General features: G+C 44.3%; 26 protein-coding genes. 5 read left to right on the forward strand and 21 right to left on the reverse strand.

What is annotated here, in order from left to right; translation table 11 throughout:
• Window positions 1–14: 14 nt before the first annotated feature.
• The 13 genes from dapB to UCH003_RS12900 all read right to left on the reverse strand — a co-directional run bounded on the left by dapB (window position 15) and on the right by UCH003_RS12900 (window position 9,811).
• Window positions 15–782: a 4-hydroxy-tetrahydrodipicolinate reductase gene (dapB, locus tag UCH003_RS12840; protein ID WP_060826795.1), complete on the reverse strand. Its 768-nt coding sequence runs from the start codon at window positions 780–782 to the stop codon at window positions 15–17.
• Window positions 783–794: 12 nt separating this feature from the next.
• Entirely contained in the window at window positions 795–1,733 is a 939-nt protein-coding gene (gene trxB / locus UCH003_RS12845) for a thioredoxin-disulfide reductase (protein ID WP_060826796.1), read from the reverse strand.
• Window positions 1,734–1,860: 127 nt separating this feature from the next.
• Window positions 1,861–2,178, reverse strand: coding sequence for a thioredoxin (trxA, locus tag UCH003_RS12850; RefSeq protein ID WP_039671931.1), 318 nt, complete (start codon window positions 2,176–2,178; stop codon window positions 1,861–1,863).
• Between the two features lie 85 nt (window positions 2,179–2,263).
• The gene (locus UCH003_RS12855) at window positions 2,264–2,590 is read right to left on the reverse strand and encodes a YraN family protein (RefSeq protein WP_060826797.1); all 327 of its coding nucleotides are present in this window, start codon (window positions 2,588–2,590) and stop codon (window positions 2,264–2,266) included.
• Window positions 2,591–3,862 carry a homoserine dehydrogenase gene (locus UCH003_RS12860; RefSeq protein WP_060826798.1) on the reverse strand — a complete coding sequence of 424 codons (1,272 nt, stop codon included), beginning with the start codon at window positions 3,860–3,862 and terminating at the stop codon, window positions 2,591–2,593.
• Window positions 3,859–5,079 carry an LL-diaminopimelate aminotransferase gene (locus UCH003_RS12865; RefSeq protein ID WP_039671928.1) on the reverse strand — a complete coding sequence of 407 codons (1,221 nt, stop codon included), beginning with the start codon at window positions 5,077–5,079 and terminating at the stop codon, window positions 3,859–3,861. The genes UCH003_RS12860 and UCH003_RS12865 overlap by 4 nt, the downstream gene beginning before the upstream one ends.
• Window positions 5,080–5,089: 10 nt before the next feature.
• Window positions 5,090–5,905, reverse strand: coding sequence for a hypothetical protein (locus UCH003_RS12870; protein ID WP_060826799.1), 816 nt, complete (start codon window positions 5,903–5,905; stop codon window positions 5,090–5,092).
• Window positions 5,899–6,834, reverse strand: coding sequence for a hypothetical protein (locus tag UCH003_RS12875; RefSeq protein WP_060826800.1), 936 nt, complete (start codon window positions 6,832–6,834; stop codon window positions 5,899–5,901). The genes UCH003_RS12870 and UCH003_RS12875 overlap by 7 nt, the downstream gene beginning before the upstream one ends.
• Window positions 6,827–7,510: a 23S rRNA (guanosine(2251)-2'-O)-methyltransferase RlmB gene (gene rlmB, locus UCH003_RS12880; RefSeq protein WP_060826801.1), complete on the reverse strand. Its 684-nt coding sequence runs from the start codon at window positions 7,508–7,510 to the stop codon at window positions 6,827–6,829. Before rlmB ends, UCH003_RS12875 begins: the two co-directional genes overlap by 8 nt.
• Window positions 7,511–7,600: 90 nt before the next feature.
• Window positions 7,601–8,413, reverse strand: coding sequence for a 16S rRNA (cytidine(1402)-2'-O)-methyltransferase (gene rsmI, locus UCH003_RS12885; RefSeq protein WP_060826802.1), 813 nt, complete (start codon window positions 8,411–8,413; stop codon window positions 7,601–7,603).
• A 15-nt stretch (window positions 8,414–8,428) separates the two neighbouring features.
• Complete coding sequence (gene rpmE, locus UCH003_RS12890) at window positions 8,429–8,629, reverse strand: 50S ribosomal protein L31 (protein ID WP_060826803.1); 201 nt, start codon at window positions 8,627–8,629, stop codon at window positions 8,429–8,431.
• Between the two features lie 101 nt (window positions 8,630–8,730).
• Window positions 8,731–9,399, reverse strand: coding sequence for a 16S rRNA (uracil(1498)-N(3))-methyltransferase (locus UCH003_RS12895; protein WP_060826804.1), 669 nt, complete (start codon window positions 9,397–9,399; stop codon window positions 8,731–8,733).
• Window position 9,400: 1 nt separating this feature from the next.
• Window positions 9,401–9,811 (reverse strand): hypothetical protein, encoded by a 411-nt coding sequence (locus UCH003_RS12900; RefSeq protein ID WP_039671921.1) that lies wholly within the window; start codon window positions 9,809–9,811, stop codon window positions 9,401–9,403.
• An 81-nt stretch (window positions 9,812–9,892) separates the two neighbouring features.
• Between UCH003_RS12900 and UCH003_RS12905 the strand changes: the two genes are divergently transcribed.
• A complete protein-coding gene (locus tag UCH003_RS12905; protein ID WP_060826805.1) occupies window positions 9,893–11,008 on the forward strand; it encodes a molybdopterin molybdotransferase MoeA in 1,116 nt (371 codons plus the stop codon).
• Between the two features lie 223 nt (window positions 11,009–11,231).
• On the opposite strand, the gene moaA is transcribed toward UCH003_RS12905, so the two are convergent.
• Window positions 11,232–12,200, reverse strand: coding sequence for a GTP 3',8-cyclase MoaA (gene moaA / locus UCH003_RS12910; protein WP_039671919.1), 969 nt, complete (start codon window positions 12,198–12,200; stop codon window positions 11,232–11,234).
• 121 nt (window positions 12,201–12,321) lie between these two features.
• Between moaA and UCH003_RS12915 the strand changes: the two genes are divergently transcribed.
• Together UCH003_RS12915 and UCH003_RS12920 are read left to right on the forward strand one after the other, a co-directional pair.
• Complete coding sequence (locus tag UCH003_RS12915; protein WP_060826806.1) at window positions 12,322–12,834, forward strand: PAS domain-containing protein; 513 nt, start codon at window positions 12,322–12,324, stop codon at window positions 12,832–12,834.
• Entirely contained in the window at window positions 12,800–14,254 is a 1,455-nt protein-coding gene (locus tag UCH003_RS12920) for a methyl-accepting chemotaxis protein (protein WP_060826807.1), read from the forward strand. The genes UCH003_RS12915 and UCH003_RS12920 overlap by 35 nt, the downstream gene beginning before the upstream one ends.
• 75 nt (window positions 14,255–14,329) lie before the next feature.
• Here UCH003_RS12920 and UCH003_RS12925 read toward each other — a convergent pair whose 3' ends face one another.
• The 3 genes from UCH003_RS12925 to mqnP are packed head-to-tail and all read right to left on the reverse strand — an operon-like array spanning window position 14,330 to window position 16,236.
• Complete coding sequence (locus tag UCH003_RS12925) at window positions 14,330–14,836, reverse strand: DUF6115 domain-containing protein (RefSeq protein WP_041962689.1); 507 nt, start codon at window positions 14,834–14,836, stop codon at window positions 14,330–14,332.
• Window positions 14,826–15,365: a hypothetical protein gene (locus UCH003_RS12930; protein ID WP_060826808.1), complete on the reverse strand. Its 540-nt coding sequence runs from the start codon at window positions 15,363–15,365 to the stop codon at window positions 14,826–14,828. The genes UCH003_RS12925 and UCH003_RS12930 overlap by 11 nt, the downstream gene beginning before the upstream one ends.
• A gap of 1 nt (window position 15,366) precedes the next feature.
• On the reverse strand, window positions 15,367–16,236 hold the full coding sequence (mqnP, locus tag UCH003_RS12935) for a menaquinone biosynthesis prenyltransferase MqnP (RefSeq protein WP_060826809.1): 870 nt from the start codon (window positions 16,234–16,236) through the stop codon (window positions 15,367–15,369).
• Window positions 16,237–16,335: 99 nt separating this feature from the next.
• Here mqnP and miaA point away from each other — a divergent pair, with 99 nt between their 5' ends.
• A complete protein-coding gene (gene miaA, locus UCH003_RS12940; protein WP_060826810.1) occupies window positions 16,336–17,253 on the forward strand; it encodes a tRNA (adenosine(37)-N6)-dimethylallyltransferase MiaA in 918 nt (305 codons plus the stop codon).
• Complete coding sequence (locus UCH003_RS12945) at window positions 17,250–18,668, forward strand: aldehyde dehydrogenase family protein (RefSeq protein ID WP_060826811.1); 1,419 nt, start codon at window positions 17,250–17,252, stop codon at window positions 18,666–18,668. The genes miaA and UCH003_RS12945 overlap by 4 nt, the downstream gene beginning before the upstream one ends.
• On the opposite strand, the gene UCH003_RS12950 is transcribed toward UCH003_RS12945, so the two are convergent.
• The 4 genes from UCH003_RS12950 to nuoL are packed head-to-tail and all read right to left on the reverse strand — an operon-like array spanning window position 18,665 to window position 25,979.
• A complete protein-coding gene (locus tag UCH003_RS12950; RefSeq protein WP_060826812.1) occupies window positions 18,665–21,058 on the reverse strand; it encodes a DUF7494 domain-containing protein in 2,394 nt (797 codons plus the stop codon). The genes UCH003_RS12945 and UCH003_RS12950 overlap by 4 nt on opposite strands.
• Before the next feature lie 40 nt (window positions 21,059–21,098).
• A complete protein-coding gene (nuoN, locus tag UCH003_RS12955) occupies window positions 21,099–22,586 on the reverse strand; it encodes an NADH-quinone oxidoreductase subunit NuoN (RefSeq protein WP_060826813.1) in 1,488 nt (495 codons plus the stop codon).
• The gene (locus UCH003_RS12960; RefSeq protein ID WP_039671910.1) at window positions 22,586–24,112 is read right to left on the reverse strand and encodes an NADH-quinone oxidoreductase subunit M; all 1,527 of its coding nucleotides are present in this window, start codon (window positions 24,110–24,112) and stop codon (window positions 22,586–22,588) included. Before UCH003_RS12960 ends, nuoN begins: the two co-directional genes overlap by 1 nt.
• 10 nt (window positions 24,113–24,122) lie before the next feature.
• Entirely contained in the window at window positions 24,123–25,979 is a 1,857-nt protein-coding gene (gene nuoL, locus UCH003_RS12965; RefSeq protein ID WP_060826814.1) for an NADH-quinone oxidoreductase subunit L, read from the reverse strand.

Below are 25,979 nucleotides of genomic sequence, written 5' to 3' on the forward strand. Positions count from 1 at the left end.
ACGCTTCTACCTTTTTAAAGACCCAAACAATCGCTAATCGTATAGAGACCGTTTGGTTGATGGACGATCCATTTCGCCGCTTTAATCGCGCCTTTTGCAAAGGTATCGCGACTGGTCGCCGTATGGTTCATCTCTATAAATTCCCCGTCATTATAAAAACCGACGGTATGGCGACCGACGATATCGCCTCCGCGTAATGCCATAATTGCAATTTCATTTTTACTACGTTCACCGATCAATCCGTTACGCCCGCTAACGCGCACGTCGTCCAAAACCAATCCTCGAGCGCGTGCGGCATGTTCACCGAGCGTCAAAGCCGTTCCGCTTGGAGCGTCTTTTTTATGGCGATGATGCTGTTCTACGATTTCGATATCAAAATCGCTTAGGCTTTTGGATGCGAGTTCGACCAAACGATTTAAAACCGCAACGCCTAGAGACATATTGGTCGAATATAAAATCGGCATATGATTAGCCGCTTCTTTTAAAAGATTATGCTGATGTTCGTTTAATCCGGTCGTACCGATGACAAGAGGAGTAGGAGATTTGAGTGCATTTTCCAATAAAGTTTCCGTCCCTGTCGCAATCGTAAAATCGATCACGACATCGCTTCGCTCTAACAAAATACTCACGTCGTTTGTCGTGGAAATTTCCGAAGGTACGGAAAAACTAAACGCCTCAATAGCATGTAAAATATAAGGACGGGCTTGAGCGTCTTTCATAAGATTTTCAATTAATAATCTTCCGACTCTACCGGTTGAGCCGTGAATTCCGACATTGATCATACGTCTGATTCCTTATGCATGGTGATTAACGTATTCAAGGGCTTGAATACCCGCGGTTGCTCCGTCTCCGGCGGCACAGACGACTTGTTTTGAGGCTTTTGTCCTCAAATCTCCGGCGGCGAACAGACCCGCAACGGAAGTTTTCATTGAAAGATCGACGATCACGTTTCCGTTTTCATCCATATCGCAAAGAAACGTACCGTCTTGCTGTTTTAAGATACCGTTATTAACGTTCATACCGACAAAAACAAACACTCCCGGAACGGCAATATCACGCTCTTTTCCCTCTTTATCGACAACAATAATGCCGTTAAGTCCCATTTTATCGCCGTACGCTTTTTTAACCGAAACGTTTAATACCAGTTCTATCTTCGGGTTGTTTTTCACACGTTCGACGGTGCTCGGGCTGGCTCTAAAACTATCGCGTCGATGCACCAAATAGACTTTTGAGCAAATATGCGAAAGGTATAAAGCTTCTTCCAAAGCCGTATCACCGCCGCCTAAAGCGACAACTTCCTTATTTTTGTAAAAGAAACCGTCACATGTAGCACATGTACTAATGCCTTTACCGAAAAACTCGGCCTCACCTTCAAATTCGGCACGTTTAGGCGTGCTTCCGGTACAAACGACGACGCTTTTGGCTTCTTCGCTTTTACCGCCTGCAAGGCTGAGGGTAAATGTCCCGTCACTGTTTTTTGAAATGCGCGTAACTTCATCCATTACATGTTTAAGCCCAAAGCGCATGCACTGTTCGGACCACGGTGCCATGAAGTCTAAGCCGCTAAGGACTTGCGCCGAACCGGGATAATTTTCTATTTCGCTACTGCTCGTAATTTGGCCTCCGGGCATTCCTTTTTCAAACATAACCACGTTTTTAAGTCCGCCTCGCGTCGCGTACAATCCGGCACTAAGTCCTGCGGGACCTCCGCCGACAATCGCTAAATCTAACATGCTGATTTCCTTATTCGTTTTCGGACTGTTTTGCGAATGACCGGCAAAAGGTCATCTACCATTTAGTCTCAAGAAGTCGAGGATACAAAAGAGTGCTGTCTCTCCTTGGTATCCTCGGTTTTAATAATTAAAGAAGAGAGTTGATTTTATCCGCTAATACTTGTTTAGACGACGCACCGATCATTTGATCAACCAATTCCCCGTTTTTAAAGAATAAAATCGTCGGAATCGAACGAATACCGTACTTAATCGCAACGTCTTGTTCTTCATCGGTATTAACTTTACAAATTTTAGCTTTTCCGTCGAAATCGCCGGCAAGCTCATCGATAACGGGAGCAATCATACGACAAGGTCCGCACCAAGGTGCCCAGAAATCAACTAGTGCGACGCCTTCGGCAACGGTGCTATCAAAATTTGAAGCGTTTAATTCTAGATATTTACCCATTTTTTTCCCCTAAAACGTTATTTTATAGATATTCAATTATACTCACTCTAACTTTAAAATTACCATAGCGAGTAAAGTTATTTTTTTAGTAACTAATATTTTTTATTATTTCTATAGTTCCCGGCGTGACGAGAATTGCATCAATTTCATAATCGTGAGAAGAGGGATGTCGCATAAAATAGTACTGAACGGTTTTGATGATTTTTTGCATTTTGGAAGGTGTAATGCGCGGAAGCGGATCGTAATGATGCGAAAATTTTACTTCACAAAAATGTAGAATGTCGCCTTTAAGCGCAACGATATCAAGTTCGCCGAACTTAGAATGAAAATTACGCTCTAAAATACGATAACCTAACGATTGAAGGTATAAAGAGGCTTTTTCTTCGGCCTCTTTTCCCTGTTCAAGCCCCATTTACGACTCGATACGAATCATCGTCGGTTTGCGTTCGACAAACTCTAAATCGCTAATTTCGCATAAAGCTTTTTGAATATCTTTTTCTTTACATGTATGCGTTGAAAAAAGTAAAACGGCACATTCACTCTTCTTTGAATCTTGCTTTTGAATAAAGCTACTGATAGAAATAGAGTGTTTGCCTAACACTTCCGAAATTTTCGAAAGAACACCGATTTTATCGATAACGCTCACACGGATATAGTACTGCGTGGCAATATCGTCTTTACACATTAAGGTCAAGCCACTTTTTTCCAAAGAGCTGATGAACCCTAACATCGGCGAATTTTGCGCATGACGGGCAATATCGATCAAGTCGGATACGACCGCACTTGCCGTTGCACTTCCGCCGGCTCCCGGACCGTAATACATTGTCTCGCCGACACGATCGCCGATAACGCTAATACCGTTCATAACGCCGTCGACCTTAGCAATCATCTGTTGCATCGGAACCAGTGCCGGATGAACGCGAAGTTCGACTTGATCACCGCTTTTTTTAGCAATCGTCAAAAGTTTGATGTTGTAACCGAACTCTTTGGCAAAATAGATATCTTCACTGTTAATCTGCTCGATGCCTTCGATTAGAATTTCTTCGGGCTTAACGTCGATACCGTAAGCGATGCTCGCCAAGATCAACAATTTATGCGCCGCATCGAATCCGCCGACGTCAAAACTCGGATCGGCTTCGGCATAACCTAACGCTTGTGCTTCTTTTAAGACGTCCGCAAATTCGGCTTTTTCATTCATCATTTTCGTCAAAATAAAGTTACATGTACCGTTCATAATGCCTTTAATTGCTTCAATATGATTGGCACTTAACCCTTCTCTTAACGCTTTAATAATCGGAATTCCACCTGCGACACTCGCTTCGTATCCGATCGGCGTTTCTCCCGCCAAATCTTTCAGTTCGTAACGATGATACGCCAACAACGCTTTATTGGCGGTCACAACCGCTTTTTTATGTTTAAGGGCTTTTGTCACGATTGCATACGCCTCTTCTACACCGCCCATCAACTCGACGACGACATCGATTTCCGGATTTTCCAAAACAGCGTCTACCGAATCGCTTAAAGGGAGGTCAACCTCCCTTGGTTTGTTTAAATCTCTCACGACACCGAGTATCGGAACGATTTTTTTACCGGTACGCGCAGTAATAATATCCTCGTTTTCACGTAGGATTTTTACCACATGGCTACCGACGGTTCCGACACCGATGATTCCGACTTTGATCATACGTTTGTACCTTCTAGACTTTTCAAATATTTCTTGACATTGCGCGCGGCTTGGCGAATGCGGTTTTCGTTTTCAATCAACGCAATTCGCACGTATCCGTCTCCAGCTTCTCCAAAACCAATACCGGGGCTCACGGCAATTTTGGCTTCTTGGAGCAGTTGTTTTGCAAATTCCATACTTCCCAAATGTTCAGCAACTTTAGGAATTTTAGCCCATACGAACATGGTCGATTTGGGTTTTTCCATCGGCCAACCCGCATGGTTGAAACTCTCAACCAAAACATCGCGTCTTTTTTTATACGTTGCGCGAATCTCGTCGACACACTCTTGCGGACCGTCCAATGCAACGGTTGAAGCAACTTGAATCGGCGTAAACATACCGTAGTCGAACCATGACTTAATTTTTTGAAGCGCACCGACCAATTTCTTATTACCGACGACAAACCCGACGCGCCAACCCGCCATATTGTAACTTTTGGAAAGCGTATAACACTCTACCGCCACGTCTTTAGCGCCTTCGACTTGAAAAATAGAAGGTGTTTCGTATCCGTCGAAAGAGAGATCGGCATACGCAATATCGCTAATAATATAAAAGCGCTCCTCTTTTGCATAGGCAACCAATGCCTCGTAAAACGCTTTGTCCGTCGTTACGCACGTCGGATTGTGCGGAAAATTGACGACGACAAATTTTGGTTTGGGGGCTGATTCTTTAAACACTTTTTTGAGTTTGGTAAAAAATTGTTCTTTATCCAGTTCATAATGCTCGTTATAATCCAAGGCAAATTTATGTACGTTTCCGCCCGCAATCATAAACGCATACGCATGAATCGGATAGGCCGGATCGGGGACAACGGCAACGTCACCCGGATTCATAATTGCTTGAGCCAAGTGTACAAAACCCTCTTTACTGCCCAGCGTTGCGACCGCTTCGGTATTAGGATCAAGCGTAACACCGTATTTTCGAGCATACCAATTACAGATAGCTAGACGAAGTTTATAAATACCTTTGCTCACGGAGTAACCGTGAGTTCCGTCTTTTTGTGCCGATTCGACTAATTTGTCGATAATATGTTGCGGCGTTCTTCCGTCTGGATTTCCCATCGAAAAATCGATAATATCTTCGCCGGTTCTACGTGCGGCTAATTTTAACTCATTAATTTCTGCAAAAACATAACCCGGTAATCTCTCAATCGTATTAAATCGAATTTCGTCAAACATTGTTTATCCTTTACTCTTTGACATTCAATGACAACCCGTGCTTAATGTTTTCCAGCAAAAAAGCATCGCTTATTTTCAAATAAGCGGCACCGTTTGGAACTTTAAGCTTGAGTACACGCGTCGACTCTTCTGATTTGATATCGCTTAAAAGGTGTAAGTGCTCATCAAAAAAGGCAACATCCGGAAACCATTTGTCTCCCGATTGAACCGTCAAACTGATCTCTTTAAGATTATGTACGTCGATCCAATAAGGTTTTAAAGGCTTTCCTAAACTTGTCGTACCGACCTCGACTTTGCGTGCCGAAAGATACGCATTGCTAGAGTCGATATCGTAAAACCAATAGTGTTCATCGTTTTTCACGATATTCATTATAGTACATCCCCTAGCCCCAAGGGCGCGGGCAAATGCTTCGGGGTCGACGACATGTTCGGTTTGAAGGTAAATTTCCCATACAAATCCGGCACTATCGCGTAAAGCATTATTGGTTAAGAAATAGTTATATCCCATCGTCTCGAGCGATTCGTTAATAATTTTCAAAAAAATCAGCGGATCGCTTTGCGTACGAAACGCCAGACGAAGTTGTATCGGTCTATCGTACAGCAATTGCACTAAGCCGTTTTTCTTCAAAACGGAAATGACCTTAACACTGTCCACTTCGCCGTTAGGTAAAGTAAAAGCGGCAGGTTGCGCAAATAAGACTTGGATCAAATTGATCTGTTTGTCGTATTGCGTTGCGCCGACAAAACTTTTAACTTTTTCTTGAACGCTCTGTGCGCCGAATAACGAAAGACTCGCTATTAGGATCAAAAATAATTTTTTTACCAATTTTTACCTCGATTCAACTCGATAAACTTTTCTTCGGAAATTTTTTGTATTTTGCCGTTTTCCACCAAGAAACGGGTACTGCCCTGTTCAACAAAATCCTCGGTGCTTCCGTCGTAAGAGAGCTTGAAAAAACCGTTACCCGTTTTAATCAGTTGGCGTTTGGTTAAGTCGATCGTGATATTTTGATCGCCCGTAGTCTCTTTGCGGCTCATATCGTCCAAGGAGACTTTACCGATCCAAATACGCTTTGTCGGTACGATGATGGCTCGGTTTTGAGGAATATTCGAAACCAACGAAACATTTGTATCGACGGGAGAAAGCGGAAGCGGTAACGAAACGTTACTTTCATTTCGTTCACCGCTTGTATTTGCCTCTGATGCACGCGTCAAATTTTCGTCGATTCGAACGACAACCGCACGAACGGTGGCATTGGAGCTATTGGTTTCCACACTTCGTTCTTCGACTTTGACACCCAAAGAACTTGCCGCTTCCTGAACGACGGGAGCGTTTTGAAACGCAGACGTTTGATTGGTTTCGCCTTTAACTTGATCTAACATGTTCCCTAAATCAAAATCGATTTTAAAAATAGAAAAGATACCGAACATTCCGGCAATAAACGCAATGAATAAAAAAAGAATCGCCGCTTTTTTAGAACTTCGATCGCTCTTGGCACGAACAAAAATTTTTTCCTTTTGCTCGTCTTCTTCCGATTTATGTTCTGCCCAATAGTCGTAGAAACCCTCTAACCAATCGCTCAAATCCAGTTTGTACTCGCGAGAAAGAATTTTGACGAATCCTAAAGTATTGATCTTATTGAGCTTCTCGTATTGATTGTTGATCATATACTCTAACTGAGCGACTTCGATATGTGTTCGCTTACAAACTTCTTGCAATCCGATTTTTTCCAATACCCTGATATCTTTATCCATTGGCTATCCTATCACACAGTACCGCAGCTGCCGCACTTACGTTTAAAGAGTCAAATGCTCTTGCCATTTTGATTGAAATAATCTTATCTAACCGCTCTTTGATTTTAGGAGAAAGTCCTTTCCCTTCACTTCCCATCACTAACGCTTTTTTGGAAGGGAAGCTAACGTCTTTTACGTCTTCACCGCCCATATCGGCTCCGTAAAGCGTAAAACCCATCTGTTTCAATTCATTAAGCATATCACGCGTCGAAGGACACAGTGCAATCGGCAGTTCAAACGCCGCGGCACTGCTCGTACGCAAGATAGCTTCAAGGTTGCAACTTTTGACACCGCTTAAGATCAATCCGTCCGCACCGAATGCGTAGGCACTTCGTACGATTGCTCCGATATTTCCGACATCGGTTACTTCATCAAGCACTACCAAAAACGAGCCGTGCTTAATCTCGTTAAAAGGCGTTAGGTTCATTGCTTCGATTTCGGCAATAAACCCTTGATGATTTCCTCCGTGACATAAAGCTTGCGCTTTACGCTCATCGATACTACAAATTTTTGATGTCGCTTTGGCAATGCGTGAAAAAAGTTTCGGATCGCATTTTTTGGACAAAAAAACCGTTTGGAGCTTTGAAGGATAGTGCTCTAACAGATGTAAAAATAGTTGTTTACCGTAAATAATCATGACAATTATTGTATCTAAAATGGCTTAAAATAATACGAGTTTGGCACAAAAAGTAGCGTCGATCGCTAAGGCTTATAGCAAAAAAGTTACTTACTTTTGAAGCGCGTTATACCACTCTTTGACGCTTTTTCCTGTGAGCTTCGAGAGAAGTTTCGCTTTTTGTTTCGGAGGTAAATCGAGGCTTAGAATATCTTCTTTGGTAATTGCTTCTGCATTCTCTTGTTTTTCGGGAGTCACGATCACAACCCATTCGCCTTTTAAATTAGCGTTTTTAAAGGCACTTTGTACCTCTAAAGCCGTTCCTAAAAAGCGTTTTTCATGCAATTTTGTCGCTTCTTTAATCGCAAAAATACTACGCTCTGGCGCAAAATGGGCTAACTCGTCCATTAGCTTTTCAATACGATGCGGCGATTCGTACACGATAACGGCGTAAGGAAGATTTAAAACTTCCGTCAATTCGTTATAGCGGTCATTTCCTTTATGCGCTAAAAATCCGTAGAAAATGAAACGGTGCGTCCCCAACCCGCTTGCAACATACGCCAAAAGTGCGGCATTGGCTCCGGGTAAAATTTCATACGCAATGGCGCGTTCTTGACAGTAACGTATCAAAATGCTTCCGGGATCGCTAATACCGGGCATCCCGGCATCGCTTAAATAGCCGACGTTTTCTTGAAAAACAGCCGAATCGATTTCGTTCAAAACGCTTTGTTCGTTGTGTGAATGCATCGAAATAAAACGTTCGACGTGAAACGTAACGCGGTGTTTGTCGCTTAAAAGTGTGAGGAGTTTTTTCGTAATGCGGGTGTCTTCGCAGAAGAGCGTTTTGCATTCGGCAAGAAGCTTGAGGCTTCTTACCGAAATATCATCTAAGTTTCCTATGGGAGTAGGAATAAAATAGACCAATGTTTTATTCGAGAATTATTTTAAGTTATATTTTTTCTTAAATTTCTCAACGCGACCTGCGGCATCCACGATTTTCTCACTGCCCGTAAAGAAAGGGTGGCATGCGCTACAAATGTCGATTTTGATCTCGGATTTATTCGAGAGCGTCTCAAAGCTGTTACCGCATGCGCAAGTAACGACACACTGTACGTATTCGGGATGAATATCTTTTTTCATAACGTTTTTCCTTAAATTGTTTATCATAAAAATAAAATCTGTTATTTGGCATGTTTTGCCAAAGGGTGCAAATTATAGCACAAAAGATTGATTATTTCAAGTCATGCCAAGATTTTCGAGACGGCCGCCGTGACCGCTGTTTCGCTTCTTAATATACTCGAGCACGAAAGACCCAAAATACGGTGCGCGTCAAACATCGCTCGCTCTTTGTCGCTAAAACCTCCCTCAGGCCCCACGACGAGCGTTTGAACGTCATCTTGAGCCGTGAGTTTACGTTCGCTAAAATCGATGATCGTCGCTTTGGGATACGCGCTTAGAAACGCCTTTAAGGTCGGAAGCATTTCAAATTGCATCAAGCGGCTTCGTCCGCATTGTTGCGAAGAATTGATCACGATGCGCTCCATACGTTCACGATCGAGTTTAAACTGTTTTTGCGAAAATTCGGCGTAAAAAAAAGTCATTTTCTCGACACCCAATTCATTGAGCATCGGTAACGTTTTTTCGACGATTTTCGGATCGACGATACTCCAACCGACATGTAAAGATCGTGCAGAAAAAACGGGAGCGTACGTTGGGTGCGTTAAGCGCAAGAGAGCCTCTTTTTTTCCGATGCTCTCGATGACGTATTCGTATAAAATATCGTCTAAAGCATTGCGCCAAAAAAGCGTCGTACCGATCCCGATACGCCTAACTTTAAAGAGATGTTCGTAAGCTTTGACGTCTACATGTAACGTTTCCTCACCGGCATGAGAATGATACACAAACTGCATTTTATCGCACCGTGTAAAACAGAAGCGACGTGATAACGATTAAAAGGGCGTCGATAAGGTATTTACGAATCGTGAGCGTTTTGTAACGGTTCAGATCCATTTGCGCGATGCGCACCTTTTTATAACTTTTATGGTTTCGAATGCCAAACGCAACGATATAAACCCAAACGCCGATCATTACCCACACTAAAGGCGAAAACGTAAACTGGCGTACTGCCATCACGATCAAGCCCGTAAAAAAAATTGCTGCCAATACGATGTAATATTGCGGTGCCAACAGTTCGAGTCGTTTGGACAACGAAACGAACGAGCGATCACTTTTAAGCAAATAAAGATTCCCTCCGATTAAACCGACTAAAAGAACGATAAATAAAAGGTGTAAGTCGGAAGAGAGTGCGATAAGTTCTTCCATGATGAAAATTCCTTCACAAAAAATAGTCTCAAATTTTACCCGTTTTAGTATAATATCCCGCATAAATCATAAGGTTTTTCCATGCCCGTTTTATACCAAGAAGCACTCAAAACGATTCAAACCGCCGTTGCGCCTTTACGAAAAACGCAAACGCTCTCTTTATTGAAGGCGATGCATCGCATTTCGGCGACAAACGTACACGCCCACTTTGCTCTACCGAAATACCCTATGAGCCTCAAAGAAGGATACGGATTTATTCTCAAAGAACCGACGGACGATGCGTTATGCATTCCTTGGAGCCAAACCGTCAGACTTTCGACGGGCGATTTCGTTCCGGCGGGCATTAACGCCGTGGTTGCCGAAGAAGACGCACATATCGATTACGAAACGAACCGTATGGTTTTAAACGCCAAACCTTCGCTCTACCAAAATATTAAACACCAAGGCGAAGATATTGCCAAAGGCGAAGTTCTGCTTCAACGTTTTGAACGGATTAGTGCCTATAAAATTACCGCCTTATCGTCGCAAGGCATTCATCGCATTAAAGTTTTGAAAAAACCCGTTATCGGTATTATTAGCATCGGTGAAGCTCTTGCCAACGGGCATGTCGCTAACTCAAACGCTATGAGCCTTGCCGGACGGATTATCGAGCTTGGCGGAACGATCGAAGCGATGGTCGTCTGTCGGGAAAATACCGAAACTATTTTGGAACACTTACACCGTTTAAGCTCCGTGTGCGATTGCATCGTCACCACCGGCGCGTTAAGCCATAAAGACGCTATGCGCGCGTTGATCCATCAAAACCTCTTTAAGACGCTGTTTGATCGCGTCAAACTAACGCCTTCTCAGCCGAGCGCGCTTTCGCTTTTGAATGCAACGCCGATTTTGCATCTTCCGGGTTTGCCTCTTTCGTGCATGCTCGGCTTTGAAATGCTAGGCGTTCCGCTCTTGCGCCACTTGCAACATTACACCTGTATGCTTCCCGATATGATTACGTGTATTAACCAAAAACGTTTGACATGTAAGGCTTCCAGCATGAATGCCGTTCCCGGATTTAGCGACGGTAGGCATTTTCTTCATGCGCCTTATTACGAAGCGGGACGTTTAAATATTTTGAGCGCGTGTAACGGTTATACGTTGATCGAAAACAAAGAGGTGATTGAAGAGGGAGAAGAAATCGCTTTTTTCTATTTTTAATACGAGGCTCGGGCAAAGCCCAAACCTCTACGCTGCGCTGTGCACTAAAGCTTGCCTCGTGCGAGGCAGAATATGTGTTCACGCTTTTAGACATTTCGGCGTTTCGCGACCAAGCCCAAACCTCTACGCTGCGCTGTGCACTAAAGCTTGCCTCGTGCGAGGCAGAATGATTACCTTACGCTTCGTGACATGTAAGCTTTTATCCTTACATGTCAAAGCCTTATCATCCTCCGGTTTCGTAAAAAGCGCGATTGGAAGTCTCGTTTTGATCGTCTTCGCTCCATTTATTTTTTTCGGGTTTATTGCGTAAAACCTCTTTTAAAATCTCCGTAGCTTTTTCGATATTTCCGTGTTGTACGGCTTCTTTAATGCTCATCGCTTCGTCAAAGTAAAGACACGGTATCAACATCCCCTCCGCCGTCAGCCTAATGCGATTGCAATCTTCGCAAAAATCGTGTTTATGCGGATCGATAATCCCAAACACGTACCCGTCTTCCAACTCAAAAAGATGTGCCGGACTCGGACCGGAACGACCGATCGCTTTAAACGGATATTTTTGGGCAATAATCTCTTGAACTTCTTGCGCGCTTAAGCCTTGAAGCTTCTCTTTAGCATGCGTGTTTTCCATATATTCGATATAACGAACGCTCATACCGCGTTCTTTGCAGAACTCTAAAATATCGACGACTTCGCTATCGTTCACGCCTCGAATCGGAACCATATTGATTTTGACGGTAAGCCCGACTTTCAAAGCCTCTTCGATACCCGCTTTGACTTTGCCCAGAACATCTTTTTGCGCCATTTTTGCCGCCACGTCGGCTTTAAGGCTGTCTAACGAAACGTTAACGCGCTGAAGTCCCGCATTTTTGAGTTTTAACGCCACGTCCTTGAGTAAAAATCCATTGGTCGTTAACGCCAGATCAAGACCGCTTTTATGGTGGTTAATCATCGCGATAAAACGATCAAGATCGGCTCGCAAAAGCGGCTCACCTCCCGTGATACGAATCTTGGTAATCCCCTCGTCTATCGCCGTTTTAATAAATAAAAAAAGGTCTTCAAAACACAATAAATTCTCTTTAGGCACCCAAGAAAAGGGCTTTTCCGGCATACAATACAAACACCGAAAATTACACCGTTCCGTCACCGAAACACGCAAATACGTTACTTCCCTTCCAAATCCGTCAATCAGCATCTTTTCCCCATTTGTTTAAATCCGAAGAGGTATTATACATAAAATGTCACTTTGAAGCTATTTATAAAATGTTTTCGCCTACAATACTAAAGTCTACCCTAATTTTTAAGGAGCAAGCACGATGCAAAAAATTGTTCTGACATCCAAAGAGCACGATGTTAAACTCGATGCCTTTTTAGTCTCCAAAACCGATACGAAGGGACATATTACCTATTGTAATCAACCCTTTTTGCAGATCGTCGGCGCGCAAGAGTCCGACCTCTTGGGTCAACCCCATCGCATTATTCGCCACCCCGATATGCCCAAAATTATCTTTAAATATTTGTGGGAAAAGATTGCGCGTCAAGAAGAAATCTTTGCCTATATCAAAAACCTGAGCTTTGACGGAGGCTATTATTGGGTTTATGCCAACGTTACGGCATCGACCGATTCCAATCGGCACATCGTCGGATACTATTCGATTCGACGCAAAGCCAATCCCAAAGCTTTGGAGATCATCAAACCCTTATACGAAAAGCTGCTTTCATTGGAAAAAACGGGAGGCATCGATGCTTCTTCGGAATATTTAACGCACTATTTACACGAAAAAGGAGTCGATTATGACGAATTTTCAAACGCTCTTCAACGCTTATAAATTTCCCTTGGCGGGATTGTTCGTCGTCTTGCTGGCACTTAACGTTTTATATCCGACCCCAAGCGTCGTCGACTCGTCTCTTTTGATTACGGGGCTGGTTGCGGGATCGTTTTGGGGCAGTCAAAAAACGATGCAGTGCGATAGCGCGTTGTACGAAAAAACCTTACATGTCATTCGCGAAGCCGCACAAGGGAACTTGGAACCGCGCGTGATTGAAGCGGATCCTAACAAACCGATGGGGAAAATCGCCTTAGAAATCAACGACCTTTTAGATCAAATCGAAGCGTTGATGCGGGAAACCAAAACGTCTATCGAAATGGCGGGTGCCGGAAAAACGTATCGCAATATCTTTAACGAAGGTTTTCGCGGTCTGTTTTCGGTGAACGCGCGTTATATTGCTTCGGGTGTTCAAGGTATTTTAGAAGGACAAAAAGGTAAAGCTAAAGGCATGCTCTCTTCGGCTTTTGCCGATTTGGGCAACGGAAACAACGGTGTCGTGAGCATTCAAAAAGACTTGATGTCAAGTATCGAAGAGATGAATACAATCACGCAAATTTCCGATGAGACGGCACATAAATCGGACGAGAGTCTTCAAACCGTCACCGAATTGACGCAAGGCATTCAAGAGTTATTGGAACTTTTAAACAGCTCGAACGAAGCTATTACCTCACTTAGCGCACGCACCTCCGAAATCTCCTCCGTCGTCAACCTCATCAAAGATATTGCCGATCAAACCAACCTTCTAGCACTCAATGCCGCCATCGAAGCGGCGCGTGCGGGAGAACACGGCAGAGGTTTTGCGGTCGTTGCCGATGAAGTACGCAAACTTGCCGAACGTACGCAAAAAGCGACGCAAGAGATTGCCATGACGATTCAAACGCTTCAACAAGAGACCAACGGCATCTATGCCAATTCCGAGCGTATCAGCGTGATAGCCGATACCAGCGGTCAAAACGTCGTTCATTTCGAAGAAGCGTTAAAAGCGTTCAATCACGATGCCAACCGCACGGCGGATACGTCTTACCGCTTGGAAAATAAAATTTTTACTATTTTGGCGAAAATCGACCACATCGTCTACAAAACCAACGCCTATTCCGCGGTGCTCAACGAAAAAACGGACACGCATTTCGTCGATCACGAAAATTGTCGCTTAGGCAAATGGTACCTCAACCCTTTTACCAAAGAGCGCTTTAGCGTTACAAAATCGTATGCGGCACTCGAAGCACCGCACAAGACCGTTCATAGTTGCGTTTTGAACAATCTGGAAACGTTGCGCGAAACGGGTAACCGTCTTCAAAATATCGGAATATTTATCGATAATTTCAAACAGATGGAAGAGGCGAGCATGACCTTGTTTAAAACCCTCGATGCAATGATTGAAGAGTGTACGACGCAATGTCGCCATTCCCGCTCTTCGTAAAAAAATGAAGCTTACATGTAGGATTTTACGATCGTCAAAATCTTACATGTAACGCGTTAAATCTCCTCGAACGTTCTACTTGAGGTTGGCCAGTTTGAGCACCAAATCTACTTCGCCCACGCCGATACGCAAATCTTTTGCGATTTCCGCTTCGCTTTTACCTTTGGCAAATAAAGATAAAATCATCTTTTCATTCGAACTAGAAGGTACGACCGAAGCAAAACTCATCTCTTTGGTTCGGCTTTCGATGCGGTCGATACGCGCACTTTGTTCGTCTCTGAAATGCTGCATAATTTTTTCGACGTCTTTGAGCGAAGCGACGACCGGAAGTAGGCTGTGTTGCACTTCTTGTTTTGCCTGATCGAGAATCCTCTTTTCCAACGCCTTCGGGTCGGTTTGTTCTTGCGCCTTCATCTCCGTGAGCGTTTTATTGAGTACATGGTTTTGGTAGTTGAGCTCTTCAATGCTTTTTTCGTAAATCAAAAGTTTTTTATTGACTTCAACGTCTCGAATGTAAACCATCAAAAAAATAATGACGATCAACGCCGCCAATGCGATAAACGCCAATGTCTCAATACTCATCGTCAAATCCTTTCATCTCTCGAATCATCGCTCTCTCGCATGAAGCCACGTAGGTGTCCCATTCCCGCTCGTCTTCGTGATGCATCGTCGTAATTTTGGCAAGCGTAGGCGACAACGCTTGAAAAAAAAGCGGCGTGACGCGTTTGGGAAAGCTCGGAAGCATAAATCGTCCGTAGTACGAGCGTTCCGTTTGCAATACGGGAACGTCGCATTCAAAATAACCGTCGTAACCTACGGCATGAATCGTTGCTTCACCGCGCAAAGGAAGATGCAAAGGCTGCTCTTTTTGTTCCACCATACGCGTTAACATGTCAACCTTTCGATGCAACTCGATGATCAACGCCAATAAAACGGGATCGCTTTCTTGCACCTCTTTGCGCGTTTTCGAAGACTTGAGCCATGCGCCCAAAGCATCGTCGTTCAAAACGGAGAGCTCTTCGTATTCGTGCGTAAAACGTTGTTCTTCTTTATAGACGCCTTCTTCAAAAAAGAGCGTTAAGCACGCGTTGACCAAGCGAATCGAATCCATGCTAAAACCTATCGATCAAAATACAGACAAAAAAGAGAATGCCTAAATAGCCGTTAAGCGTAAAAAAAGCACGGTCAATTTTCGTAAAATCGCGCACAACGATGCGGTGTTCGAAAAAAAGCACTACCGCAGAAAGTGCAACGCCGACGTAAGCAAAAAAGCCCAACGACGCGCTTAACGCAAATAAAAACCAAAAGAGAATCGTTTGGGCATGAAAAAGCCGCGAAATAAAAAACGTCGCGTCTTTACCGAAACGCGAGGGAATCGAGAAAAGCCCGTTAGCCTTGTCGTATTCCATATCTTGCAGCGAGTACAAAAGATCAAATCCCGCGACCCAATACATCACGCCGATTGAGAGTAAAATCGCCCAAAGCGGCGTCGCTTCTTGTACGGCGATCACGCCCGCAATCGGAGCAAGCCCCAAAGACATTCCTAAGACCAAGTGGGCATACGGCGAAAAGCGTTTAAACAACGAATAACCGCCCAAGACGATCAAAATCGGTATGCTCAGTGCAAACGCGAGATCGTTAATAAGATAAGCGACTAAAATAAAAACGCCTGCATTGATTGCGATAAACAGTAGAAGATTGGAGCTTCCGATGCGCCCGTCTACGCTCGGGCGACCGGCGGTTCTTGGATTGTATTGATCGATATCGCGATCGGCGTATCGATTAAACGCCATGGCAAAATTACGCGCGCTCACGGCGGCGGCTAGACCTAAAATCAATAATTTAAACCCAAACCAAACCGTATCGTTTTGTGCTTTAGAGGCAACGATCATGGCCGTGAAAATAAACGGAAGGGCGAAGATAGAGTGTTTAAAGACGATCAAATCGCCGATGTCTTTCAGTTTTTGCCAAAACGATTGCACGCGAAACCTTTTTAGAGTAAGATAGCTCGATTTTACAACAAAACCCTTTAAAAGTGTTATAATTGCCCATTACCAACCCCTCATACGAAAGAGATATTCGTGAAAACCGTCGCTATTTTAGGTCCAACCGCATCCGGTAAAACCGCCCTTGCCATTGCACTTGCCAAACGCCATAACGCCTTAATCCTCTCTTTGGATTCCTTAAGCATCTATCGTTACATCGATATTGCTTCGGCAAAGCCTAGCATTCCGGAAAGAGAAGGCATGACGCATTTGGGAATCGACGTTTTGTTTCCGGACGAGCATTTTGACGTGACGATGTTCTTCGGGCTCTACGCAGAAGCCAAAGCGCGTGCCGAAGAGGAAGGAAAAAATCTGATTATCGTCGGAGGAACGAGCTTTTACCTCAAAGCCATGATGGAAGGACTCAGCCTTAGACCCGAAATTTCAAATTCCGCCCAAGACGAAATTCGACGCTTGATGTGCGATATACCGTTGGCGTACGATCTCATACGACGCACGGATCCTTCGTATGCTTCCAAAATCGCGTCTAGCGATCGCTATCGAATCGAAAAATGGTTGGAAATTTTTATCGCAACGGCAGAGATACCCTCCGTGTATCTGGAACGCTCTAAACAAGCACCTTTGATCAGCGAACTTGCCCTTTTTGAAATCGACGTCCCAAGAGAAGTTCTCGCACAGAAAATTACGTTACGCACGCACACCATGATCAAACTCGGGTTGGTCGATGAAGTTTTCGGTTTGGAAAAACGTTACGGCAGAGCCCCTCAATGCATGAAAGCCATCGGCATTAAAGAGGTTTTGGACTATTTTGACGGAAGCTTGAAATACAACGAACTTGTCGAGCGCATCAGTTTCAATACGATTCATTTAGCCAAGCGCCAACGCACCTTCAACGCTTCCCAATTTCCCTTACATGTCAAAGGCGATATTGAACATCTTTTCGATACGATTACACGATATTTTACTTCCGAAACAAGGTCTATTGTCGTATGAAAGTTATCGATCACAATTACATCAACGGCGTATTTACGCCTATTCGTTCTCATGAAAGCCTTATCCTTAAAAATCCGACGACCGAAGAAGCCATCGCGCAAATTTACCTGAGTACGCCCCAAGCGATGGACGAAGCGATTACCTGTGCCGCACAAACGTTTGAAACGTTTTCAAAGACGTCGATCGAAGAGAGGATGCAGATGCTTGAGCGCCTTCACGACGCATTGAGCGAACGCGAGAGTGAGCTGATCGATCTGGCGGTTTTGGAATTCGGGGCAACGATTACGACGACGAGGCGACGAACGAAAAATGCGATTCGCCTTTTTTTGGATATTAAAGACGAGCTTCAAACCTACGATTTTATCAAGCAAGATGCTTTTTCCATTACTCTCAAAGAAGGCATCGGCGTTATCGGCGTCATTATCCCGTGGAATGCCAATCTTGCCCATCTTTGCGGCAATATCGCTCCGGCCATCGCCATGGGGTGTACGTTGGTCATTAAACCGAGCGAATTGAACGCCCTCGAAACGCAAGCCTTTTTGGAATGCGTTCACAAAGCCGGTATCCCTAAAGGCGTTATCAACGTCGTACAAGGAACCGGAGAAAGCGTCGGTGAAGCCTTAACCTCCCATCCGCTGATCAATGCCGTCTCGTTTATCGGAAGCACGAAAACGGGAAAGCGTATTTTTGAAAAGTGCGCCAAGAGCGTTAAACGCATGACCTTAGAGCTCGGCGGAAAATCCCCGACGGTTCTTTTAGAAGACGCCTCTTTTGAAAAAGCCATTCCGCACGTTTTAAGCAGTGCTTTTAGCAATAGCGGACAAGCTTGCCATGCCGGAAGCCGTCTTTTGATTCCTAAAGCCAGACTTGCCGAAACGGAACGTTTACTTCTTGAAGCCGTTGCACGCCTTCGTATCGGCGATCCTAAAGAAGAAACAACTCATATCGGACCGATGATCACGCAAACGCAGTTTAATACCGTTCAATCGTATATTCAAAGCGGTATCGACGCGAAAGCAAGACTTTTGTGCGGCGGACTCGGAAGGGCGGAAGGCTTAACGCGCGGCTATTTCGTCAAACCGACGATTTTTATTTGCGAAGACGAAGATCTCAAAATCGTTCAAGAAGAGATTTTCGGTCCGGTGTTGTGCGTGCTTACGTATGAAAACGAAGACGAAGCCAAACGTATGGCGAACCATACGATTTTCGGCCTCTCGGCATACGTTTTTTCCGACGACGAGCAAAGAGCTTTAGCGTTTGCCAAACAGATACGAAGCGGAAGAGTCTTAATCAATACGGCAACGTCCAACGCCAAAACACCGCCTTTTGGAGGCATGAAACAATCAGGTCTTGGGCGTATGGGAGGAAGATACTCGATGGACGCTTTTAGCGAGATAAAATCAATCCTTTTTTAAGGCAACAAATCGAGATTTTGTTGGCAAATGCTTTTCCACGAGCTTTGGTCGTTCACCGCGACGCATTGCGTGAAATAGGCTTTTGCTTTTTCGGTATTCTTCAATTTCATACTAAGTTCCCCCGCGTGGTACAAGAGGCGTATTTTATCTTTAGGTGCTACGTGGACGTTTAACAACGGCTCAACAATACTCAATGCCTCTTCATTGCGCTCTAAACGTTTAAGGGCATCAATATATAAAAGCTCCACGCTCGGCGTATATGCGGTCGTTTTAAACTGCGCTTGCATCTGCATAATAATCTTGGCGTATTGGCTCAAAAGCAGATCGTTTTTAGCGTCGCTTGCCATTTTAACGATTTCATAATACAGATCGATCGTACCGGCTTCATTAGGGTATAAAATGCGAATACCTTCCGCCAACGAAGAAGCTCCTTCTAAGTCTTTCAACCCCGTATAAGCAAAAAAGAGATCGCGAAGCGTCGCCAAGTCGATCTTTTGTCGAAGCGAAAACGTTAAGGTTTTCAAATCTTCTTTAAACGCGATCGCCTCTTTAAAACGTCCCGTTTTCACCAACGCCTGTACCTCTTTTTGCGTCCATTCGTAACGTTTTTGAAGCGACGCGTCTTTCAAATGCGCACCGGATATTTCTCTAGCACGATCAAAGCGCGATTGACGCATAAAACACTCAAAAAGTTTATCGTCGTGCGCGCCGTCGCCCAATTGCAGTTTGTAGGTTTCGATTAAGTCGATTGTCGTTGGACATTCGCTCTTTTCCAACGCTTGCAACGCAAGGGATTTTGCCGCTTCATAAACGAGTTCTTCGCCTTTAAGATCAAAACGATCGGGGACTTTCGTCAATGCGTCTTGCATTCCCAAAACGTCTTGATACCGTTTTTGCTTCATCAAAAGATTGGCTTTTTCCAAAAGGGCTTTTTGACCGATTTCGTTATTGTACTTTTCGATCAATTTGTCGTAATAATTTTCCAATTTCGTTTCGTTGTTTTCCGGACGTTTAAAGAAGAGTTCGTCCAAAGCTTCGTTCACGTCTTGAAGGTATTCGCCGTTTGTTTTATAGTCGCTTAGGTACTCTTGATAGCGTCCGTATGCCGCTTCCGTTTCGTTGGCTTTGGCATGCCAATCGCCGCTTTCTTTCAGGAGCAATTCGCGATTTTCCTCTTTTTTGGACATATTCGCCAATAAAAGATCGGTAATCGACGCCGCAAGATCGTACAATTTATGCTCGTACAACCGCTTTGCCAACTTATAGCTTGCCGACGTATCTTTAAGTAAATACGCGGCATTAACGTTCAAGACTTTGAGTAAATACTCTTTCGCCTCTTTTAGCTTACCCGCATCCATTTGATAATCGCTCAGTCGAATCGCGGCTTCGGAAGCGACGTCAATGTCTTGCGCACCGTACAGAACGTCTAAGTAAAGCTTCATCGCTTTTTCTTTCTCTTTTTTGGCAAAGAGATGGTCGGCATAGAGTAAAATGGCTTTTTTTGTAAAAATGTTATCGGGATGTTCGCTGACTAAAATATCCAAAAAGTAATTGGCATCCGATTTGGAACCGCTTTTCAGATACGCTTTGGTCATCAGCATCAAGACTTCGGGTAAATTTTCATCACTCGTAAACTCTTTACTCCAACGTTTGGCGATTTCGGCAATCGTCGTATCGTTAAAGCTAAGTTCCGCCGAATCTTCACTCCGTGCGCTTAAGATTTTATCCATAGAGCGCATTTGAAACAACTCGAGTTCACTACGGAAAATCGAATTGGGAAAAGCGTTCAATACGCGCGTTACGTCTTTGACGACACTTTCATAATCGCCTTTTTCGTAGGCTTGTTTTATATCCAAATAAAGAGTGATGTCTTTACTTTGCGCATACGAAATCGGTTTTCCGTTCAGATCTAACGCCCCGACGTAAGGCATCTCTTGTTTGGAATAAACAACGGGAAAATCAATAGCGTCAAGCGGTTTTTTTTGCGTGTATAACGGCTTTTCTTGAAAAAGAATCGTCCAATGCGCGTAACGTTTAAGTTTAGGCTTGCCTAACACCTCTTTCGTTTCGAACAAGCTCTCTTCGACCGCAATTAATTTAGAATCGACTTTGGGCTCGATAGCGATATAAAAAGCACCCTCTTTCTCATAAAAATCGAGTTCGGCAAACTTCATCTTTTTCGGCTCGATCGGTTTATCGATCGCTCTTTCGATTTTGCATAAGTAGCGTTTGTGCTCTAAAGCGTCGGGAATCGTCTCACATGTAAACGGCGACGCGTCGATAAGGTGTAAAATAGCATAATTGATTTTATTCTCTTTGCCGCTATTCAATACGATCTCTAAAGCAAAAAGTTGTGCCGATAAAACCCAAAGAAGAAAAATGTATTTCATGCCTACATTATAGCAAAATAAGGGGATTTTCTCCCCTTATCTAAAAGCCGCTGGAAGCGACGTAGTGCGTAATAACTTGTAAAAGCGGTTCCACAAAAGCAATCGAAAATATCGTCACGATAGCGGCAAAACCTACGATGACTTTGAGCGATGTCGAAGCGTTGGTTGCGTAGAGTCTTGCATCGATCGTGACCGGTTCGTGCAAGAACATGTAAACGACCAATTTCATATAATAATAAACGGCAACGGCACTGTTAAGTGCGATCACGACGGCGAGCCAAATATAGTCGCTGTTAATTGCGGCACTGATCAAATACAGTTTTCCCCAGAAAACCGAAAACGGCGGCATTCCCGCAAGCGCAAACATAAAAATACCCATAATCGTCGCCGTCATCGGCATAATTTTCACTAAACCCGAAAACTTCGTATAAGGATGTTGATAACGCTCGTCCCATAGATTTTCGCGGTGTCGCACGATCCACAACATCGTAAACGCACCCAAGTTGGTAAAGAGGAAAAATATCCAATAAACAAACAACGCCGTATTGGCTTGGGTCGTTCCGATTAAAATCGCCGCCATCATAGAACCCGCATGCGAAATCGAACTAAACGCCAACATACGTTTAACGTCTTCTTGCACCAATGCCGTGATATTGGCTAAAGTCATCGTCAGCACCACCGCAGCGTACAATACGTATTCCAACCATACCACGCCCGAAGCGACGAGCATTTCAAACAAACGCATCGCGACAACGAAACCCGCAATCTTCGGAACGATTGACATGTAACCGGCAAGCGGTGCGGAACTTCCTTCGTAAACGTCGGGCGTCCATGTATGGGAAGGGACTAACGAGAGTTTAAATCCAAGAGCCGCCACCATAAAAATCGTAGCCGCTAAAACGCCGACTAACGGCTCAAAGTGACGTTCTTGTAAAACCTGTTCGATCTGATGGATTTCAACGCTGCCGGTCAACGCATAGAAAATCAATGCGGACATGCCGTAAAAACCCGCCGCCAAGGCACCCATCGTAAAATACTTAATTGCCGCCTCAAACGCTTTGGCGCGATTGTGAAGAGCGATCAGCGTATACAGTGCAAGGCTTGACGTTTCCAAACCGATAAAAATTAAAATCAAGTTATCGCTGGTCACCATGCATTGAAAGCCGACGATCATAAACATAAAAAGGGCGTAAAATTCCGCCATCTTAAATTCTCTAAAATGACGATGGCTCATGGAAAGCGGTAAAAAAAGTGCGGAAGCGACCAAAATAATGACTTGTGCGATCAGCGAAATACCGTCGATCAACAGAACGTCGAAGAAGCCGCGCACGTCGCCTTTGTATCCGATAACCGCCCCAAAATCCAAGACAATGAACAAAATCGTAATCATCGTTAGAAAGCTACGATTCAGCCCTTTAACCGCCAAGTCGACGCAAATAAGCGCTAACGCGCCGATCGTCAAAATCGCCATCGGCAAAAGTGCTTGTAAATTTAGCCCTGCGATATCGATTGAAATAGGCTCTAACATTAGTGATTCCCTCCTATCGTATTCGCTTTCATTAAGAGCTCTTTCGTCTTATCTTGAAGGGCTTTTTGATCCATTAAAACCAACATTTTTTCGACGCTCGCATCGATGGTCGTTAAAATCGGTTTAGGGTAAATGCCCAAAATAGCGACCAAAGCGACTAAAGGAATCAGTGCGCTTAGCTCTTTGGCATTTAAATCTTTGAGGGTTTTGTTTTCGACATGTACGACTTCACCGAAGAAGGACTTTTTATAAAGCACTAACATGTAAACCGCTCCTAAGATAATGCCCGTTCCCGCCAAAAGCGTCATCACCCAATTGATACGGTAAAAACCCGCCAAAGAGAGAAACTCTCCGACAAAACCTACGGTCAATGGAAGTCCCACCGAAGCCATCAGCATAATGCCGTAAATCGTCGCAAAATTGGGCATTACCGAAGCCAAACCGCCGAAGTCTTTCATCATCTTCGTATGACGTCTATCGTAAATGACGCCCACTAACATAAACAATGCACCGCTCACGATACCGTGACTGAGCATTAAAAAGATCGAACCGGTAATTCCCTCGCCGTTCATCGCAAACGTTCCTAAAATCACGATACCCATATGCGAAATCGAACTGTACGCGATGACTTGTTTCATATCTTCTTGCGCATAAGCGATCATCGCCGCATAGATCACCATAATAATACAAATGATCGCAACCGGAATCAGAAAATAGACCGATGCGTCCGGAAAGAGCGGCAGTGAAAAACGCACGAAACCGTAACTTCCCATTTTTAAAAGCACCGCCGCCAAGATGACCGAACCGATGGTCGGAGCTTGACCGTGGGCATAAGGCAACCACGTATGAAACGGGAACATCGGTACTTTAATCGCAAAGCCTACGAAGAAAGCTCCGAAAAGCCATAATTGTGCATCAAACGGTACTTGTAAAGCGTACCAATCGGGCAATGCAAAACTCCAAATACCCGTTGCATCGTGGTACAAATACCCCATATACAAAATACCCACCAACATTAAAACCGAGCCGGAAAAAGTGTAAAGGAAAAATTTGATCGCCGCATACATACGATTGGCACTGCCCCACGCACCGATGATGTAGAGCATCGGAATTAAGGAGAGTTCCCAAAACGCATAAAACCATACGACGTCTAAAATAACGAAAACGCCGACCATCGTCATCTCTAAGAATAAAACGGTAATGACGAGATTTTTAATCTCTTTTTCAATGCTCAATCCGATTAATGCAATCATCGTGATAAACGTCGATAATATAATCAAAAAGAGCGAAATACCGTCAACGCCCAGATAATAATTCATACCGTAACTGGGGACGAAAGGAAAAAACTCGACGAACTGATAGCCCGGATTACTCGTATCAAAAACCATCCATAAGATTAAAGACAAAACAAACTCGATAGCACTCACGCAGATACCGTACGCACGAATACTCTCTTTTACAACCAAAAAGCCTAAAAGTCCGGCCATCGCCGGGAAAAATACCAAAAGGGATAAAATATGCTCCATTACCTCACTCCTACATCATCGCGCTATAGACGATTGCAAACGCAAGGAGAACCAGCATCCCTACGATCATCCATCGTAACATATCGGAAAGATTTCCGCTTTGAATCTTTCTCGCCTCTTGACCGCTTGCATAAATGCATTTAGCGATGATATCTACCGTAAAATCCACCACTTTCATATCGATTTTTTGCCATACGAATTTGGAGAGCACCGTAAACGGTCGCATAATATAGCATTCGTATAACTTGGGAATATAGTATTGATTGCTTAACAATCGATAGCACGCTTTGTCTTCCAACGATTTGGAGAAACCGCCCCGTTTGTATTTGTACACGGCAAAGCCGATACCGCTTAGCGCGATTCCCAGCGTTGCGGCAATTAAAAGATACTCGGTTGCGTGCGGAATATGAATATGGTATTCGCTGACCAAGCGGGTAACGAACGCTTCAAACATCGGTTCAAAAAAGCCCGCAATAATTGCCAATAAACCTAAGGGTAAAAGGGCGTAAATGACGAAAGGTTGCGCATCGTGAGGATGAATGCCGTATTTGACATGTTCTTTTTCGCCGAAGAAAACCAACATCACTAAACGAAAACTGTAAAACGCCGTTAAGCCCGCACCGATGAACAAAGCGAGCCATAAACCGTACGCCCCTTCGTTAAACGCGACTTCCAAAATTTTATCTTTGGAGAAAAATCCCGCAAACGGATAAATACCCGCCAAGGCAACCGAAGCGACACTCATCAAAATTGCGGTGGCTTTCATGGAACCGTAAAGCCCTCCCATCTTTTTGATGTTTAGCTCATCGTGCATCGCATGCATAACGTTACCGGCACCCAAGAAAAGCAACGATTTAAAAAAGGCATGCGTCATCAAGTGAAACAGTGCAATCCAGTAAGCGCCCAAACCTGCCGCAACGAACATGTACCCAAGTTGCGAAAGCGTCGAATAGGCGATAATGCGTTTTAAGTCGTTATTGACCAATGCCATCGAAGCCGCAAAAACGGCGACGAAAGCACCTAAAGAAGCGATCGCAAATCCTACATGCGGGATTAAACTGTACAACTCGCCGGCACGAATCACCAAATAAACGCCCGCGGTAACCATCGTTGCCGCATGAATCAACGCCGAAACGGGTGTCGGACCTTCCATCGCATCCGCAAGCCACGTATGGAGCGGAAACTGTGCCGATTTACCCATCGCACCGATAAATAAGAAAATACCGATCGTGACGACGATACTAACGGGAAGTTCCGGTGCGGCGGCAAAAACGTCGTCGTATTGAAACGATCCGACATTCCAGTAAATCAAGAAAAGACCCATCAACATTCCAAGATCCGCGATTCTGTTCATAATAAACGCTTCGTTTGCCGCCCAAGATGCGGAGTGTTTATGATACCAAAATCCGATCAACAACCATGAACAAAGTCCCACGCCTTCCCATCCGATAAAAAGTCCGACGAAGTTGTCGCTCATGACCAAAATCATCATCGAGAACACAAACGCGGAAAGGTACGAGAAAAAGCGGTTAAAGCTTTTATCGTGATCCATATAACCGATGGAGTAAATATGCACAATCGTCGAAACCAGCGTGACGGTTACCATCATAATGACCGAAACCTCATCGACGACGAAACCGAAAGGTATTTCCAAATTGCCCGCGGTAATCCAATCCATCATCGTGACATGTAAAGGTCCGTAAGTATTGACGTCGACGAGCAACACAAACGAGCAAATCATCGAAACGGCAATCAGCAGCGATGCGACGATTCCCGTAAAAAGCATTTTCGGACGTGCCGCAAACACGGCGACGAACAGGGAACTGACAAGCGGCGAGAAGAGTGCCGTATAAAGATAGTTTTCCAT

Source organism: Sulfurospirillum cavolei, from assembly GCF_001548055.1.
Lineage (GTDB): Bacteria > Campylobacterota > Campylobacteria > Campylobacterales > Sulfurospirillaceae > Sulfurospirillum.